This is a genomic window from Neisseriaceae bacterium CLB008 (assembly GCA_041228285.1).
Taxonomy (GTDB): Bacteria; Pseudomonadota; Gammaproteobacteria; order Burkholderiales; family Neisseriaceae; genus JAGNPU01.
Genome location: CP166133.1, coordinates 500,594 through 518,956, shown reverse-complemented (window position 1 = coordinate 518,956; position 18,363 = coordinate 500,594). Strand labels below are relative to the sequence as shown.

The 18,363-nt window shown below is 50.0% G+C and carries 7 protein-coding genes, 2 tRNA genes and 3 rRNA genes; 3 read left to right on the top strand and 9 right to left on the bottom strand.

The genetic code is table 11. From position 1 onward, the window contains the following. Positions 1-66: 66 nt before the first annotated feature. The 3 genes from AB8Q18_02315 to AB8Q18_02305 are packed head-to-tail and all read left to right on the top strand — an operon-like array spanning position 67 to position 4,503. Entirely contained in the window at positions 67-759 is a 693-nt protein-coding gene (locus AB8Q18_02315) for a response regulator (protein ID XDZ51896.1), read from the top strand. Further along, the gene (locus AB8Q18_02310; protein XDZ51895.1) at positions 756-2,660 is read left to right on the top strand and encodes a hypothetical protein; all 1,905 of its coding nucleotides are present in this window, start codon (positions 756-758) and stop codon (positions 2,658-2,660) included. The genes AB8Q18_02315 and AB8Q18_02310 overlap by 4 nt, the downstream gene beginning before the upstream one ends. Next, entirely contained in the window at positions 2,641-4,503 is a 1,863-nt protein-coding gene (locus AB8Q18_02305) for an ATP-binding protein (protein XDZ51894.1), read from the top strand. Before AB8Q18_02310 ends, AB8Q18_02305 begins: the two co-directional genes overlap by 20 nt. 812 nt (positions 4,504-5,315) lie before the next feature. Here AB8Q18_02305 and rrf read toward each other — a convergent pair. The 9 genes from rrf to AB8Q18_02260 form a co-directional block, all read right to left on the bottom strand. Then, positions 5,316-5,428, bottom strand: a 5S ribosomal RNA gene (gene rrf / locus AB8Q18_02300). A 151-nt stretch (positions 5,429-5,579) separates the two neighbouring features. After that, positions 5,580-8,477 (bottom strand): 23S ribosomal RNA (locus AB8Q18_02295). A gap of 423 nt (positions 8,478-8,900) precedes the next feature. Continuing rightward, positions 8,901-8,976, bottom strand: a tRNA-Ala gene (locus AB8Q18_02290). Between the two features lie 34 nt (positions 8,977-9,010). Further along, positions 9,011-9,087, bottom strand: a tRNA-Ile gene (locus AB8Q18_02285). A 96-nt stretch (positions 9,088-9,183) separates the two neighbouring features. After that, positions 9,184-10,727 (bottom strand): 16S ribosomal RNA (locus AB8Q18_02280). The 16S, 23S and 5S rRNA genes sit together here with 2 tRNA genes alongside, the layout of an rRNA operon. A 921-nt stretch (positions 10,728-11,648) precedes the next feature. After that, positions 11,649-12,830, bottom strand: coding sequence for an alpha/beta hydrolase-fold protein (locus tag AB8Q18_02275; protein ID XDZ51893.1), 1,182 nt, complete (start codon positions 12,828-12,830; stop codon positions 11,649-11,651). A 156-nt stretch (positions 12,831-12,986) separates the two neighbouring features. After that, complete coding sequence (locus AB8Q18_02270; protein ID XDZ51892.1) at positions 12,987-14,186, bottom strand: acetyl-CoA C-acyltransferase; 1,200 nt, start codon at positions 14,184-14,186, stop codon at positions 12,987-12,989. Between the two features lie 22 nt (positions 14,187-14,208). Further along, the gene (locus tag AB8Q18_02265) at positions 14,209-16,581 is read right to left on the bottom strand and encodes a 3-hydroxyacyl-CoA dehydrogenase/enoyl-CoA hydratase family protein (GenBank protein ID XDZ51891.1); all 2,373 of its coding nucleotides are present in this window, start codon (positions 16,579-16,581) and stop codon (positions 14,209-14,211) included. A 65-nt stretch (positions 16,582-16,646) separates the two neighbouring features. Further along, positions 16,647-18,125, bottom strand: coding sequence for an OmpP1/FadL family transporter (locus AB8Q18_02260; GenBank protein XDZ51890.1), 1,479 nt, complete (start codon positions 18,123-18,125; stop codon positions 16,647-16,649). Positions 18,126-18,363: the final 238 nt, after the last annotated feature.

Below are 18,363 nucleotides of genomic sequence, written 5' to 3'. Positions count from 1 at the left end.
TAGATTGAGCATCGACGGCAACACGCACGAGCCACGTCCCCACATCGCTTTATGAAAGAGACAACCATGACTGAGTCTGCTGACCAAAATGGTCATTTTGGTACGGCCCTCATCGTAGAGGATTGCCCCGCCATGCGCACCCGCCTACAGGACATTTTACGGCAGTGTCACATCACTGAAGTGTCGTTCGCGCCAACGCTGGCTGATGCTTATACATTCTTAGAACAACAAGACCTCCCTAGCCTCATTTTAGTCGACATGGGCTTGCCAGACGGCAACGGCACCGAACTCATACAGTGGGTACACGCGCGCCTACCAGAAACCGTCATGGTGGTGGTGTCCGCGTGGGCAACGCAAGAGATCGTTTTGTCGGCCTTACGCGCTGGTGCCGTGGGTTATTTACTCAAAGAGCGAGACGATCACGAGCTCATCCAAGCCTTACAAACCGTGGCCAAAGGGGGCGCACCGATTGACCCGTTTGTCGCCAAACGCATTTTACAAGAACTGCAACCCGATGCTGCACCACCACAGCCCATAACGCCCTTGATTGAAGCGGAACGGTACGAAGTCTTGAGCCATCGAGAACAAAATATTTTAGAATGGGTGGCCCAAGGCCTCACCAATCGAGAAATCAGCGAAGAGCTTTCGCTTTCTCGCCACACAGTAGACACCCACATCCGCAACATCTACCGAAAACTCGCCGTCAGCAGCCGCATCCAAGCATTACAGGCGGCCAAACAGCTTGGCCTCTTGTCATGACAGACCCATCGTCTAAAATCAACCATAAGCGCATGCTGCTGGCGCTAATCGGCATCCTATTTTTATTGGGCGTGGCCCTCTTGCTCAAAGGCCACCATTACTTCAACCCCACCGTTGGCGGCGCCCGCCTATTCTCGCAAGCCGAAGTATTAAAGCTGACCAGCACCGATCGCCCCAACTACACGCAAGCCAGATGGCAAGCCGTTACTCTGCCACACCGCTGGGAAGACGACTGGCCCACGAATGATGGTGCCCTTTGGTATCGAATCAAATGGCAACAAACAGATACCCAACCGGTGGCCCTGCTCATCACCAGCATGAGCTTGGCCGGTAGCGTCTACGTCAATGGTCAACTGCTGCATCAAGACACCAACCTGACCGAACCCTTATCTCGATCATGGAACACCCCTTACCGAACGATCATCCCTTCTGAGCTGATTCATTCTGGCGAAAACAGCATCGAACTGCGCCCTCAAGGCTACATCAAATATGCCAACAACATGGACAAGGTTTGGGATTCTGGTGGGCTAAGCCCGGTCTGGATAGGGCCACCTGACGCCATTGAGGCGCTGTATCAATCTGAACATTTTTTTAAGCATGAGCTAGCAATTTTCAACCTAGCCACCAACGTGACTCTAGGCCTTATTTTTGGGGCCTTATATTTACTTCATCGCAAAGAAGCCCACTACGGATGGTTTGCCCTCACCTGTCTGGCCTGGACCCCCTTAGTCATCAATCAAATCGTGACGTCTCCTTGGCCGTTTAATGATTCAGCCGGCTGGCACATCATGCTGTTGATCTGCTCGACACTATATGTCCTTTTCTACACGATTTTCCTCATGCAAATGACACAAATTCGGCTGCCCTGGCCTAGTCACTACACCTTACTTCTGTGTATTTTGCTCTCTCTCTTCATAGGGCTACTGCCCGGAAAAATACTCTTCGGCGTCATGCTATTGGTGTTTGCCTTAGCTATGCAAATATTCTTTCTTTATAGAGCCTTAAAATTTAGAGCCCTTGAGTTTTATATCATGATCACCATCGTGCTCTTAGTCGTTCTCACCCTCAGCATCAACATTTTGATTAGCTTAAAAATAGTATCCTATCGACCTACGCTAGTGCCTTTGGCCGGCAGCCTTTTTGCCGTGGGCATGGCCATGATTCTAGCCTTGCGGTTTGTCCGCAACCTCAATCAAATCGAACATTTTCAAACCCAAATGCAGCTAGAGATCAGCCAAGCAGAACAAGCCCTACGGGAACAGCTCCACCACAAGCATCAACTAGACTTAAACCATAGTCGTATCGGTGTGCGCCTCAATTTAATTAGGGATTTATACGATGGCTTTGGCAGAATGCTCAGTGAATATACCGAATTTTTACACAACCCCAACCATATACTCAGCTCTGAAGATTGGGCTAATCTATTAAAAGCTCTACGTGACGACCTAAGGCTCATCATTGAAACCGCGGGTCAAAATCAAGACCTCCTCACACAGCTGCCCGCTGTTCGCAGGCGCCTGACCGAGGAAATGGAACAGGCCAATATTCAAGGTAAATGGTCGATCAAGCAATCCACTCAATCACAACTCCCCCTATTCATCCACCTCAATATGCTGCGATTTTTACAGGATGCCTTGGCCTATACCATTCGCTATGCCCAAGCCACTCAAATCAGCATTATGTTAGACATCCAATCAAATCGCTTGTTGATCGACATAAAACACAACGGCCGCCAGGACTTCACCTTTGCCAACCACCTTGCATGGCAAAACATTGTACGGCGCACGCCTAATACCCAAGGCGTGCTAGACGTACAGCAAAATCCACCAGGCCTGAGCCTATGCATTGACCTCTCCCACACTCATCCTGAAAGAATGCTCTATGAGTCATCAATGCACTAGCCGCTTCTGGGCCATAAGCTGGATGCTTAGCCTCTTGTTGATGTTCAGCAGCCTCTACGCACACGCCACGCCCCAGCCGGCCACTCAAATCATACGCCAAGCCGAAGCCGCACCAACCACACTAGAGCGCGCTACGCCCCCGACTCAAGGCTGGCGTAGCGTGAATCTGCCTCATCAGTGGCAGCAAGATTGGCCCCATCATCAGGGCGCTGTCTGGTACCGCCTCGTCTTTGATCACCAACCCGAGCGGGGCTTTGACAGCATGCTCATCAAATACCTCAATATGGCCGGCGCTGTTTACCTTAATGGTCAACTCATCCAACAAGACCCCTATTTAACAGAACCCTTATCGCGCAGCTGGAATGCTCCAGAACGCTGGCCACTGCCCACGAGCCTATTGAAACCTGGGCCCAATGTCCTCACCCTACGCACCATTGGCTACGCCAACAACCAGGCCGGCATCAGCACGGTTGAATACGGCCCCAACAGCATTATTAATCAGCATTACTGGTATGAAACCACGCTCAGACGCTATGTACCACTAGTCAGCACTGCCATTAACCTGATTTTGTTTACCGTATTCAGCAGTATTTTTCTGTTTCGGCAGCGTGAGTCTGCCTATGGCTGGTTTGCCCTAATGTGTGCCTGCTGGGCATTGCTCTCTAGCCTGTTTTATACCACCAGTCCATGGTTTGGCCTGTCCACAGCCCAAGCCACAAATATGGCTGGCACAGTCTTAATCGTCTACACGGCGGCATTTATTTTGTTTCTCCTCACCCTTTTACACGTCAACCTACGGCCATACTTAGCCAAAGCCAGCCTAGGCCTACTCATAGCCATACTGTCATTATGGCTGGTGCCTAGCCAGCTGTTTAAGCCTGTATTCAGCTTCTGGATGCTGATTTCGTTCATCGGCTGCATCGGTGTGGTCATGTACTTTATACGCCATGCTCAAGCCCACCTTAAACGAGCATACCGCCCCCTTGCCATCGCCATGGTCTTATGCCTCATTGGGTACACCTACGACTTAATGATTTATCTAGGGCTCTCTAGCAGCACCAGCTATTTATCAATTTGGACGTCCAACCTATTATTACTGATTGTTTCTAGCGTGCTCATCATGCGTTTTTCTAACGGCTTAAAAAGGCTTGAACGCTTAAATCAAGACTTAATCCAACAGGTACAGCTGGCCCAATATAACCTAGGCCAACGGCTGAACCAACAGCATGACTTAAGCAAAGCACATGCCTGCCTAGCCGAACGCCTGAACCTCGTGCGTGACTTGCACGATGGCTTAGGCGCTACCCTAGTAGCCAATCTAGCGTCCACCAAGCAACCAGAAAATCAACCCAATGCTCAGCGCCTCGCCATACTCAGCGCCCTTCAAGACGACATGAGGCTGATCATTGAAACCGCCACCAATGACTACCACGGTGATTTTTATCTGGTCGACCAAATTGCCACCTTTAGACACAGAATGACGGAAAGCCTTAATCACTGCCACATAAAAGCACAGTGGCACATTTCGGGCCTAACGGGCTTAATTCAGTCATCTAGGCAAAACCTAGACATTTTACGCTTCATTCAAGAAGCGCTGACCAACGTCATGAAGCATAGCCAAGCCAGCCTGGTACACATTACCATCCGCGCAGACCCAATGGCGCTGTACATTGAGATAAACGATGATGGCCAAGGCTTTGATCAACAAGCCGCCTCAGAAGAGCAGCGAGGCCAAGGCCTCTCAAGCATGCACATGCGCGCCCAACGACTCAACGCGGATTACACCCTATTCACCAATAAAGAAGGTACCCGCATTAGCCTGTCCATCCCCACACAGGCCTAAGCCACGGGCACGAAACATCAATAGACACTGAAGCTTCCAGGATTAAAAGACCATTCTGGCAGTGCTTTGAACCGAGCTGATACCCAATACTTAATATGGCCCACGGTGGGTCAGGCTGCACTCTTCGGCATAGACACGGTGGGCACGCTACGCTTTGCGCCACCCTACCGGCCGCACCGCCACGCGTAGGGTGGGTAAAGCACAGTCTACCCATCATCAGCCATACGAGCCAATCATGCTTATGAAGACGCCAGATACAACAAAGCCCACCGTCAGGTGGGCTTTGCTTTGGGTGTACGGGGTAAAGCTGTGTCTATCGGTTCACCAGCGTGGGTCACGACCCACCCTACCAGCCGCACCGCCACGCGTAGGGTGGGTAAAGCGTAGCCTACCCACCATGACTTATAGCGGCACAGCCATGAATCACCAGCCACTAGACGCAACAAAGCCCACCGTCAGGTGGGCTTTGTTTTGGGTGTACGGGGTAAGGTTGTGTTTATCGGCCCAACGCGTGGGTCACGATCCACCCTACCAGCCGCACGGTCACGCGTAGGGTGGGTAGCGTAGCCTACCCACCATCAGCCATACGAGCCAATCATGCTTATGAGCCGCCAGATGCAACAAAGCCCACCGTCAGGTGGGCTTTGCTTTGGGTGTATGGGGTAAAGCTGTGCGCTTCGGCAAGGCTTAAGACCTACATCGGTGGGCACGCTGCGCTTTGCGCCACCCTACGGTATGGGCACCACCCTACGGTTGTGCAGTACCAATAAAATAAGCCCTGTTGCAATCGCAACAGGGCTTAAGTATGGGGAGTTTGGCGGTGACCTACTTTCACATGGGCATCCACACTATCATCGGCGCTAAGTCGTTTCACTGTCCTGTTCGGGATGGGAAGGAGTGGTACCAACTTGCTATGGCCGCCAAACAAAAAACGGTAACAAATTAAAAGCCTAATCAATTTAGTCGATTTTATCGTATCAATATATAAGGTGATGTATCGGGTAATATACACACATACAGCCTGTAAGCTTCATCTGAATTCTTCACTTATGTCTTACACAAGTTCTTCAAATGATAGAGTCAAGCCTCACGAGCAATTAGTATCAGTTAGCTCCACACATTACTGTGCTTCCACACCTGACCTATCAACGTCCTGGTCTAGAACGACTCTTTAGGAGGGTTAAACCCTCAGGGAAATCTCATCTTCAGGAGAGTTTCGTGCTTATATGCTTTCAGCACTTATCTCGTCCGAACTTAGCTACCCGGCGATGCGACTGGCGTCACAACCGGTACACCAGAGGTTCGTCCACTCCGGTCCTCTCGTACTAGGAGCAGCCCCTGTCAAATTTCCAACGCCCACTGCAGATAGGGACCAAACTGTCTCACGACGTTTTAAACCCAGCTCACGTACCACTTTAAATGGCGAACAGCCATACCCTTGGGACCGACTACAGCCCCAGGATGTGATGAGCCGACATCGAGGTGCCAAACTCCGCCGTCGATATGAACTCTTGGGCGGAATCAGCCTGTTATCCCCGGAGTACCTTTTATCCGTTGAGCGATGGCCCTTCCATACAGAACCACCGGATCACTATGTCCTGCTTTCGCACCTGCTCGACTTGTCGGTCTCGCAGTTAAGCTACCTTTTGCCATTGCACTATCAGCACGATTTCCGACCGTACCTAGGTAACCTTCGAACTCCTCCGTTACTCTTTGGGAGGAGACCGCCCCAGTCAAACTGCCTACCATACACGGTCCCCGATCCGGATAACGGACCTGGGTTAGAACCTCAAAGGGGTCAGGGTGGTATTTCAAGGACGGCTCCACCAACACTAGCGTGCTGGTTTCATAGCCTCCCACCTATCCTACACAAACCACTTCAAAGTCCAATGTAAAGCTACAGTAAAGGTTCACGGGGTCTTTCCGTCTAGCAGCGGGTAGATTGCATCTTCACAACCACTTCAACTTCGCTGAGTCTCAGGAGGAGACAGTGTGGCCATCGTTACGCCATTCGTGCGGGTCGGAACTTACCCGACAAGGAATTTCGCTACCTTAGGACCGTTATAGTTACGGCCGCCGTTTACTGGGGCTTCAATCCAGAGCTTGCACCCCTTCATTTAACCTTCCAGCACCGGGCAGGCGTCACACCGTATACGTCCACTTTCGTGTTGGCACAGTGCTGTGTTTTTAATAAACAGTCGCAGCCACCTATTCTCTGCGGCCTCTGTCAGCTCATTGCGCAAGCAAATCACCAACAAAGGCATACCTTCTCCCGAAGTTACGGTATCAATTTGCCGAGTTCCTTCTCCTGAGTTCTCTCAAGCACCTTAGAATTCTCATCCTGCCCACCTGTGTCGGTTTGCGGTACGGTTTTATATTAGCTGAAGCTTAGTGGCTTTTCCTGGAAGCGTGGTATGAGTCACTTCAGATCCGTAGATCCTCGTTATCACTTCTCGGCGTTAAAGAAGGGCGGATTTGCCTACCCTTCACGCCTACCGGCTTGAACAAACTATTCCAACAGTTTGCTGACCTAACCTTCTCCGTCCCCACATCGCACTAATATAAAGTACAGGAATATTAACCTGTTTCCCATCGACTACGCATCTCTGCCTCGCCTTAGGGGCCGACTCACCCTACGCCGATTAACGTTGCGTAGGAAACCTTGGGCTTTCGGTGTGCGGGCTTTTCACCCGCATTATCGCTACTCATGTCAACATTCGCACTTCTGATACCTCCAGCAGACTTCTCAATCCACCTTCAACGGCCTACAGAACGCTCCTCTACCATATGCACAATAAATTGTGTCATATCCGCAGCTTCGGTTATCAATTTGAGCCCCGTTACATCTTCCGCGCAGGACGACTCGACCAGTGAGCTATTACGCTTTCTTTAAATGATGGCTGCTTCTAAGCCAACATCCTGGCTGTCTAAGCCTTCCCACTTCGTTTACCACTTAATTGATCATTTGGGACCTTAGCTGGCGGTCTGGGTTGTTTCCCTTTCGACAATGGACGTTAGCACCCACTGTCTGTCTCCCAAGCTCGTACTTTCTGGTATTCTGAGTTTGCCATGGGTTGGTAAGTCGCAATGACCCCCTAGCCATAACAGTGCTTTACCCCCAGAAGTAATACTTGAGGCACTACCTAAATAGTTTTCGAGGAGAACCAGCTATCTCCGAGTTTGTTTAGCCTTTCACCCCTATCCACAGCTCATCCCCTAATTTTGCAACATTAGTGGGTTCGGACCTCCAGTGCGTGTTACCGCACCTTCATCCTGGCCATGGATAGATCACTCGGTTTCGGGTCTACACCCAGCAACTAGACGCCCTATTAAGACTCGGTTTCCCTACGCCTCCCCTATACGGTTAAGCTCGCTACTGAATGTAAGTCGTTGACCCATTATACAAAAGGTACGCAGTCACGGAACAAGTCCGCTCCCACTGTTTGTATGCATCAGGTTTCAGGTTCTATTTCACTCCCCTCCCGGGGTTCTTTTCGCCTTTCCCTCACGGTACTGGTTCACTATCGGTCGATTACGAGTATTTAGCCTTGGAGGATGGTCCCCCCATGTTCAGACAGGATTTCTCGTGTCCCGCCCTACTTGTCGTACGCTTAGTAAGCATGATGTGTTTTCGGATACGGGGCTATCACCCACTATGGCCAACCTTTCCAGGTTGTTCTCCTAACACACTATGTATCACGTACAGGCTGATCCGCGTTCGCTCGCCACTACTTACGGAATCTCGGTTGATTTCTTTTCCTCTGGGTACTTAGATGGTTCAGTTCTCCAGGTTCGCTTCACATGACCTATGTATTCAGTCATGGATACCATGATCACTCATGGTGGGTTTCCCCATTCGGACATCGTGGGATCAAAGCTCTATTGCCAGCTCCCCCACGCTTTTCGCAGGCTTACACGTCCTTCATCGCCTGTAATCGCCAAGGCATCCACCTGATGCACTTATTCACTTGACTCTATCATTTCAAGAACCTATTGACTTTGCTTGCTTTGGGGGTTGACGCCCCTCCACTTGCTTAAGTTTCTACTCTGACAAAGCTTACTGCTGTTGTGTGTATCTCATACGCCTTTTGTTAGTTTCGTATGAGCTACTTCGATACAATCACCCAATATATATTTTTGATTTCGTGTTGCCGCTAACTCAGTATAAATACTAGCTAGCTAACGTGACGAAATCGGTAAAACTAACATTGATTGATTTCGGCTTCTAATTTGTTAAAGATCGATGCGTTGTCTGCTTAAGTTTCCGATGAATCGGAGACTAAGAGACGGTGCAAATTAAATTGAGTTGCGCATTATAAGCTTTTTACAAAGCTTGTCAATCGCATTCACGATTTAATTTGAACCGTCGGGTTCGTTTGCAAAGTTAAGTCAATCAGTGGTGGAGGCAAACGGGATCGAACCGATGACCCCCTGCTTGCAAAGCAGGTGCTCTACCAACTGAGCTATGCCCCCTCTTTGGGGTTGATACCCTATGATTCCTAATGATTGGTGGGTCTGGGAGGACTTGAACCTCCGACCCCACGCTTATCAAGCGTGTGCTCTAACCAGCTGAGCTACAAACCCTTAGGTCTCGTTAAAGTGTCTTAACTTTACGCATCTTTTACTTACAGATTCCCGATAAGTGTGAGTACTTCTTTGCCCCACTTTTTATTTCTCTAGAAAGGAGGTGATCCAGCCGCAGGTTCCCCTACGGCTACCTTGTTACGACTTCACCCCAGTCATGAAGCATACCGTGGTAAGCGGATTCCTTACGGTTATCCTACCCACTTCTGGTATCCCCCACTCCCATGGTGTGACGGGCGGTGTGTACAAGACCCGGGAACGTATTCACCGCGACATTCTGATCCGCGATTACTAGCGATTCCGACTTCACGCACTCGAGTTGCAGAGTGCGATCCGGACTACGATCGGCTTTAAGAGATTGGCTCCACCTCGCGGCTTGGCTACCCTCTGTACCGACCATTGTATGACGTGTGAAGCCCTAGCCATAAGGGCCATGAGGACTTGACGTCATCCCCACCTTCCTCCGGTTTGTCACCGGCAGTCTCATTAGAGTGCTCAACTAAATGGTAGCAACTAATGACAAGGGTTGCGCTCGTTGCGGGACTTAACCCAACATCTCACGACACGAGCTGACGACAGCCATGCAGCACCTGTGTTACGGTTCCCGAAGGCACATCCAACTTTCATCGGACTTCCGTACATGTCAAGGCTAGGTAAGGTTCTTCGCGTTGCATCGAATTAATCCACATCATCCACCGCTTGTGCGGGTCCCCGTCAATTCCTTTGAGTTTTAATCTTGCGACCGTACTCCCCAGGCGGACAATTTCACGCGTTAGCTACGCTACCAAGGACTTTTAATTCCCCAACAGCTAATTGTCATCGTTTAGGGCGTGGACTACCAGGGTATCTAATCCTGTTTGCTACCCACGCTTTCGAGTATGAGCGTCAGTGTTATCCCAGGGGGCTGCCTTCGCCATCGGTATTCCTCCACATCTCTACGCATTTCACTGCTACACGTGGAATTCTACCCCCCTCTGACACACTCTAGCTTGCCAGTTCTAAACGCAATTCCCAGGTTGAGCCCGGGGCTTTCACATCTAGCTTAACAAACCGCCTGCACTCGCTTTACGCCCAGTAATTCCGATTAACGCTTGCACCCTACGTATTACCGCGGCTGCTGGCACGTAGTTAGCCGGTGCTTATTCTTTAGGTACTGTCATGACTACAGGGTATTAACCTATAGCTTTTCCTCCCTAACAAAAGTACTTTACAACCCTAAGGCCTTCTTCATACACGCGGCATGGCTGGATCAGGCTTTCGCCCATTGTCCAAAATTCCCCACTGCTGCCTCCCGTAGGAGTCTGGGCCGTGTCTCAGTCCCAGTGTGGCGGATCATCCTCTCAGACCCGCTACTGATCGTTGCCTTGGTAGGCTTTTACCCCACCAACTAGCTAATCAGATATCGGCCGCTCAAATAACGCAAGGTCCGAAGATCCCCTGCTTTCCTCCGTAGAGCGTATGCGGTATTAGCCATCCTTTCGGATAGTTATCCCCCATTACTTGGCACGTTCCGATATATTACTCACCCGTTCGCCACTCGTCGGCAGAAGAAGCAAGCTTCTTCCCCGCTACCGTTCGACTTGCATGTGTAAAGCATGCCGCCAGCGTTCAATCTGAGCCAGGATCAAACTCTTATGTTTAATCTCTAAGCTATTACTAATTCTGGTCTGCTTTCTCAAATTCATTAACGAGATATTTCTATCTCATACATAAATCTTAAATTGCAGCGTGAGGCTCGAAGCACTCACACTTATCGGTTATCTGTTCTGTTAAAGAGCGTTGCTGACTGGGTTTGTTTCGTTCCGTCATCAGCAGAGGAAGCGAATTATGGACGACCCCCTGATAATCGTCAACCCCTATTTGCCATTAATTTGCTAAAAAACCACCAAAAATAAGCAAAAGACTGTTTTAACTGGGTTTTATGGGGCATCTTTTTTAAAAGAATTTATAGGCAGTGCTGGAAAACGGCGAAAAGCCTGTGGTTACTGGCGCGAGATGGGGGTGTAATTTAAATAAAAAAGGCGAAAATAAAGTAAAAAAGCGCAAAATAATGGGAAAAACTTTGAACATAGCAGCGAAATAGTGGCGAAACTTAAGGGCTGCCCGTTAAATCAACCCCTAGGTGGGCTTGCGCCCACCGAAATGCGATGGTGGGTCGCGACCCACCCTACCACTTCATCTATTAATCTCGGCGCACCCTACGACGTAACAGCTGGGCGTAGGGTGGGTAAAGCGCAGCCTACCCACCGCTTTACCGCATGCCAAACACAAAGGCTAACACTCAAACCAAACCCTAGGTGAGCTTCCGCCCATCTAAAGGCGATGGTGGGTCTCGACCCACCCTACCACTTCATCTATTAATCTCGGCGCTCCCTTACGGAGGGTGGGTAAAGCGTAGCCTACCCACCGCTTGTGCTCATCGCTTCCCCTTCTAAAACGCCTACGACACACCAGCGCACAGTGAATGAGCTATTTTTAAGCTATATATAGTATGTCTATCCTTAAAATGACCAACAGCCACCCTTTTTAGGATGGCTGCTTCAATACACTCCACTCATAAGCTAGAAGCTTTGCGCCTTATAGCCTAATGCTTTGGCTTTCTCACGATAGACTTTGGCTTGGGCATTGTCTTTTACTTTACGGTAATAGTCGGCCATTGATTGATGAGCCTGAGGGCTCTTGGGATGGGCCTGCAAGTTTTGCTGTAGGTATTTTTGTGCCAAAGCCAACTCACCCGCACCCAATAAATACTGTCCGACTCGATCTAAATACAGTTCACTGGGCTTAAAGTCATGGCCTAAACTTTGGCTCAATTGCGCATAGCTACGCGCCACCAAATCTGGATCTTTGGGGATAGCCTTCAAATTAATGCGGTAGCCATCAAAGATATAGCGTAAGCCGTAATTATTACCCACTAAAGGAATGGTGCCGTGATCTTCATTTTCAAACTGTTGATACTTGAAGCTTAGCCCTTTAAATTTGGACTGGGCCAATAGCTTTTCAAAAGCCTTAATCGCGGCATAATGATCTTTCTGACCACCTTGCTCTGATTCATCCACTTGGCTCAAGTACAGCTTGCGCTGCTTAAAGTCAAAAGCTTTGGCCTGCCGGTATTGCTTGAGCATGATTTGATCGTCCCACCATATGCTCGGATCATGCACGATGTAGGCATTAAACAGCTCATTATGATTCAATAAGGCATTCAAGGCGGTGATGCCGCCAAATGAATGGCCCACCAAGACGCGATAAGGTTCGGTCGGAAAATTAGCCTCAATTGCAGGCATTACTTCTTGTTGCAGGAATTTAAAGAACGCCTCATTCCCCCCCGTTTTCTGGCCGCCTTTTACGCTGACTCGACCAGGGGGCAAAGCAGATTTTGAGACGCTAGGCGTCAGGTCACGCGTACGATCCGTATTGACAATCCCGACCACAATCATCTCGGGTATCGAAGCATAAGGCCCGCTAGAAAGCTTATCTACAAACCCAGTGAAATAAGTAAAATTCGATTCAGCGTCCAATAAATAAACCACGGGGTAATGTGGGGGCTCAATATTTTTATTGTAATAGCTTTGCGGCAATCTAATCCATAATTGGCGCGTTTCGTTCAACACCTCTGACTTAAAAGAAAAGTTAATCCCATTAAGCAACGTGGTTTGCGTTTGCGCCATAGCCGGCATAGACCAGATTAAATACAGAACCAGTACAAACAGGCTCCCCAATATGGTTAATTTCTGACGAATCATAATCGAAGTGAGAATCATTATTAATTAAGAAGCGGTGACTATAACCCGTCTGTCCAGAATAATAAACCCCCTACCCTCTTAATCCCCATACCCCGCCATAAAAACGCAAAAAACCCACGCGAGCGTGGGTTTTTATATCAAGCAAAAGCCTGTTATTTACAATACTTCAATAATGCCCGCTGCACCCATACCGGTACCGATACACATCGACACCATGCCGTAGCCGGTTTCACCACGCGTACGCATGCCGTGAATGACGGTGGCCAAACGAATGGCACCGGTCGCACCCAATGGGTGACCCAGAGCAATCGCGCCGCCATTTGGATTGGTGATGGCAGGATCTAGGTCCAGATCTTGCATCACGGCCAAAGCTTGAGCAGCAAAGGCTTCGTTCAACTCTAGCCACTTGATGTCGGCCATGGTCTTACCCGTGGTTTTCAAGACGGCAGGAATCGCTTCTTTCGGGCCAATCCCCATGATTTCAGGCGGTACGCCTTTCACGGCAAAGCCTTCATAGCGCGCGATCGGCGTGAGGTTGTACTCTTTTAAGATTTTCTCAGACACTACCAAGAGCGCGCCCGCGCCATCAGACATCTGCGAGCTGTTACCGGCAGTCACTGAGCCTTTAGCAGCAAACACCGTACGCAGTTTGGCCAAGCCTTCTAACGTAGTGTCGGCACGAGGGCCTTCATCTGTGTCCAATACCTTCACTTTATCGAACGCTTCGTGAGTAGATAAATCAACGCCGCGATAATGCGCTTCGATGGGGCTAATCTCGGCTTTAAACGCGCCCGTTTGGATGGCATTTAACGCACGCTTATGGCTTTCCAAGGCAAACGCGTCTTGGGCTTCACGGCTGATGTTCCATTGGTTGGCCACTTGCTCTGCGGTCAAACCCATGCCGTAGGCAATGCCTAGGTTTTCATCTTTGGCAAAAATCTCAGGATTCAGCGCGACTTTATTGCCCATCATAGGAATCATCGACATTGACTCAGCGCCTGCCGCAATCACGGCTTCGGCTTCACCGGTGCGAATACGGTCGGCGGCAATTTGCAAGGCGTTTAGGCCACTAGAGCAATAACGGTTGATGGTGATGCCGCCCACAGTGTGCGGCAAACCGGCCAATAGGGCTGAAATACGCGCCATATTCAAGCCTTGTTCGGCCTCAGGGAAGGCACAACCCACAACGCAGTCTTCAACGCGGCTAGGGTCAAGGCCTGGGGCCTGAGCCATCACTGAACGAATGACGTGCGCCAGCATATCGTCTGGACGGGTAGTACGCAACATTCCGCGCGGGGCTTTACCCACAGGGGTACGCGTCGCCGCAACAATGTAAGCATCTTGTAATTGTTTCATATTCTTCTCCGAATCAATGGCATTAGTTACGCAAAGGTTTGCCAGTGGTCAACATATTGGCAATGCGGTCTTGGGTTTTTTCATTTTGTAGTAGGCGAACAAAAGCCTTGCGCTCTAATTCCAGCAACCACTGTTCGTCTACCTCTGTACCCGCATCCACATCACCACCGGTCATGATGGTGGCAATTTCACTGCCGATGTGCATGTCGTACTCGCTGATGAATCCACCTACTTGCATATTCAACAATTGGCCTTTAATTGAGGCAGCACCGGTGCGACCAGCCACTTTAAACACTTGCGGCATGTCTGGGCGATAGGCCGCGTCGGCCAAGGCCTTCGCTTGGCCAATGGCCACGTGCAATAGCTCGTAGGCGTTAAACACCACGATGTCGCTATTGCGTAAATAACCTAGTTCAACGGCTTCTTGGGCGCTGGTGGCCACTTTAGCCATGGCAATATTAGTGAAGCGATCGCTCAAGGCAGCCAATAAATCGCCGGTGCTGGCCTGAGCCGCACGCAGGGCAAATTCTTTACAGCCACCGGCGCCGGGCACTAAGCCCACGCCCACTTCAACTAGGCCAATATAAGACTCTAGCGCCGCCACGGTACGGTCGCAATGCAAGACAAACTCACAGCCACCACCGAAGGCAAAGCCTTGTACCGCCGCAACGGTTGGGATTTGGCTATAGCGTAAGCGCATAGAAGTGTTTTGGAACTGCTTAATCATGTTCTCGATGGCCACGAAATCACCGCTGGCGAAGGCTGGCATCATGGATTTCAGGTCGGCGCCCACAGAGAATGGAGCTTCGTCTGACCAGATCACCACACCACGGAACTGCGCTTCGGCAATGTCGATGGCTTGGTTAATACCGGCCAATACTTCGCTGCTGACCGCATGCATCTTGGTTTTGATGCTGATGATCAAGATGTCGTCATCTAAGGTAAAGCCACGTACGGCATCGGTTTCAAATACGGTGGTGCCCAAAACTTTAGGCGTTTCGCCCAATAGCGGCGCAGGCACATACTGGCGTTGATACACGTCTAGGCTTGAACGCGCGGCCTGTTGTCCGCTGATAAACTGGTAAGAACCTGCATCGTCATGCACGCCTTTACGGCCTGCATCGCTGGCCCAAGCCGGCAATGGCTCAGCCACAATGGTATCGCCCTTGGCGATGTCTTCTGCAATCCACTTAGCCACATCGGCCCAACCGGCCGCTTGCCAGGTTTCAAACGGGCCTAAATCCCAGCCAAAGCCCCAGCGAATCGCAAAATCGATGTCGCGGGCATTGTCGGCGATGTCTTTAGCGTTTACTGAGATGTAATGGAAGACGTCACGGAAGCAAGCCCAGATAAACTGTGCTTGTGGATGATCGCTGCCGCGTAAAGCCGCTAAGCGCTCATTCGGATTTTTGATTTTCAACAATTCCACTACGGCATCGTCGGCACGGCCGGTTGACGGCACATACTCTTTGGTCGCAGGGTCAAACATAAAGATGCGCTTGCCTTCTTTTTTGAAGATACCGGCCTTGGTTTTGGCGCCTAAAGCACCGCTGGCCACTAGGCCCGTAAACCACTCGGGTAGGGTAAACAAAGCGTGCCAAGCATCATCTTTTAAATTGTCTTCCATGGTTTTGGCCACGTGGGCAAAGGTATCTAACCCCACCACGTCGGCGGTACGGAAGGTCGCAGATTTAGGACGACCCAAGCGTTTACCGGTTAAGTCATCGACCACGTCGAAGCGTAAACCATATTTATTGGCGTTGTGCATGGTGGCCAATAGCGAAAACACACCGATGCGGTTGGCAATGAAGTTAGGGGTATCGTTGGCGTGAACCACGCCTTTACCCAAGGCGCTCACTAAGAAACGCTCTAAATCATCCAACACTTTTTTATCGGTTTCTTTGCAAGCAATCAGTTCCACCAAATGCATATAGCGCGGTGGGTTAAAGAAATGCACGCCACAGAAACGCGATTTAAGTTCTTTAGGGAAACGCTCACCTAAGGTTTCAATCGACAAGCCCGAGGTATTGGTGGCAAAAATGGTTTGCTCACCCAAATGTGGCGCCACTTGCGTGTACACGCTTTCTTTAATGTCTAAGCGCTCGGCCACGGCCTCGATGACAAGGTCACACTCGCCCAATAGCGCTAAATCATCTTCATAGTTGGCTGCCTGAATGTAGCGAATGGCGGTTTTATTGGCCAAAGGCGCGGGCTTGAGTTTTTTCAAACCGGCCAAGGCTTTTTCCACGATGGCGTTTTTAGGGCCTTCTTTGGCAGGTAAATCAAACAAAATGGTCGGCACTTTTGCGTTGGCTAAATGAGCCGCAATTTGTGCCCCCATCACCCCTGCGCCCAATACGGCGACTTTTCTTACCACAAATTTTCCTTGTGACATGGCAACCTCTTATGAATAAGTTAAACATTCTGCGGTAGGCGCCAAGCGCCCACCGCAGTCATACGTTAGAATTTATAGTTGTACTGCACACCGACAATTTGAGCATAGCTCTTATAGTCGGCGCTGCCGTTGGTACGGCTAGACACACAAGCCGTCGTGTCGCCCGTTGCAGGGCCACCACACCAGCCGTTCACGTTGGCTGAAGAATCTTTAATTTTCAGATAGCTGTAGGCCACGTTAACTGAACTGTTTTTGTTGATGTCGTATTTACCACCCATAGAGAACCAAATACGGTCGCTATCGGGCATGGTGCTCAAACGCTCTTCAGCGTTACGCACCGGTGATTGATCGTAGGCCACACCGAAACGCAGCTGTAGCGGCTCGGTTACTTGGTAAGACGCACCCAAGGCAACCTTATAGGTATCGCGCCAGTTTGGCTTCAAGGTGGTTTTATCGGCCATGGCTTGACCGCCGTTACCGTTAGACACCACGCGGCCACCGTCAACATAGTTAATGTCTACTTGGTTAAAGCGCGAGTGGCGGGTCCAGGTCACGTCACCAAATACGTTCCACTGTGGGTTAACCTTATACATAGCGTGTAAGGACACCGATTCTGGCGTCACGATCTTCACCCGAGCGTCGGTATTAACATAGCCGGCACCTGGAGCTTCACCTACAATAGCGCCAGTACCTGGTAAGGCCCCTTCGGTGATAGACCAACGCGCATCGCCTTTAAGGGTGTGTTCAATCTTAGAGCGATAGTTGGCACCAATCCTGAAGTCGCTGTTGACGTCCCACATCCACGACAGGTTGTAACCAAAGCCCCAATCATGACCCTTAATGTCGGCCCAGCCATCGGCGCTGCCGTCAGGATAGATGCCCATAGGGTGATTTGGGTTCGCAGGGTAACGACCCGCCATCACGGCACCATTCACCAAAGGGGTAAAGTTAGCAAACTGGCGAATTTCAGCGGTTGAATATTGCGCAATCAAACCTGCGGCAAATGAATGTTGCTCATTAACCTTAAAGGCAATGGTGGGGTTGATGTCGATCGACGTTAAGCCCGTTTTGTTGACGTTGTAACGCAACACTGAGTCGCGGTTGTATTCAGTCGCAGAGGCAAACGGTACATAAATGCCTAAACCGGCATACCACTGATCGTTAATCTGATGCGTGATGTAGCCATGCGGTACGGCCAAAGCACGCTTGGTGATGCGGCCTGAATCTTGGCCTTTAATCGGTGCCTGAGGCATACCAGGCGCCATAGGGGCGTATTCACCCTTAGCATTTTTATACTTCACGTTCGGCATAATGATGTTCAAGGTGCCGGAAATATTGGTCCCTGGCAGCTTAGTCATACCGGCCGCGTTATAGAAAATGGTTGATGCATCCGCGGCTTCTGCGGCAGAAGCGTTGGCGGTACTTTGTGATGATACCGACTGCGTACCGAAGTGATAGCCAGAAGCCATGGCTTGTTGGGCCAACAGGGCGCCACCGATCAAAACGGTGCTGGTTTTTAGCGTAGTATAAAGGCGTGGATACATGTTTACTTCTCCTCAAAGGTCATTTTTATTGCTACTCGTGAGAAACTACTCCAAAACATTAGTACTTTTACTTAGTACTTTTGCTCTTTTGTCAGTCTATCATAATGCCATTTATTATTTATGTATTTCTCCGATGCTTTTTGGCACAAACTAACCAAAAAGCGGTGGTGGCGCCATCAATCGTGCCCATAACGCCACCCAAACACCACTTTATTGAATATTTACTCTAAAAAACTTA

What these genes read in the sequence shown, in the direction of transcription:
- AB8Q18_02315 (XDZ51896.1), top strand. Translation starts at nt 67, where the DNA reads ATGACTGAGTCTGCTGACCAAAATGGTCATTTTGGTACGGCCCTCATC.
- AB8Q18_02310 (XDZ51895.1), top strand. Translation starts at nt 756, where the DNA reads ATGACAGACCCATCGTCTAAAATCAACCATAAGCGCATGCTGCTGGCG.
- AB8Q18_02305 (XDZ51894.1), top strand. Translation starts at nt 2,641, where the DNA reads ATGAGTCATCAATGCACTAGCCGCTTCTGGGCCATAAGCTGGATGCTT.
- AB8Q18_02275 (XDZ51893.1), bottom strand. Translation starts at nt 12,830, where the DNA reads ATGATTCGTCAGAAATTAACCATATTGGGGAGCCTGTTTGTACTGGTT.
- AB8Q18_02270 (XDZ51892.1), bottom strand. Translation starts at nt 14,186, where the DNA reads ATGAAACAATTACAAGATGCTTACATTGTTGCGGCGACGCGTACCCCT.
- AB8Q18_02265 (XDZ51891.1), bottom strand. Translation starts at nt 16,581, where the DNA reads ATGTCACAAGGAAAATTTGTGGTAAGAAAAGTCGCCGTATTGGGCGCA.
- AB8Q18_02260 (XDZ51890.1), bottom strand. Translation starts at nt 18,125, where the DNA reads ATGTATCCACGCCTTTATACTACGCTAAAAACCAGCACCGTTTTGATC.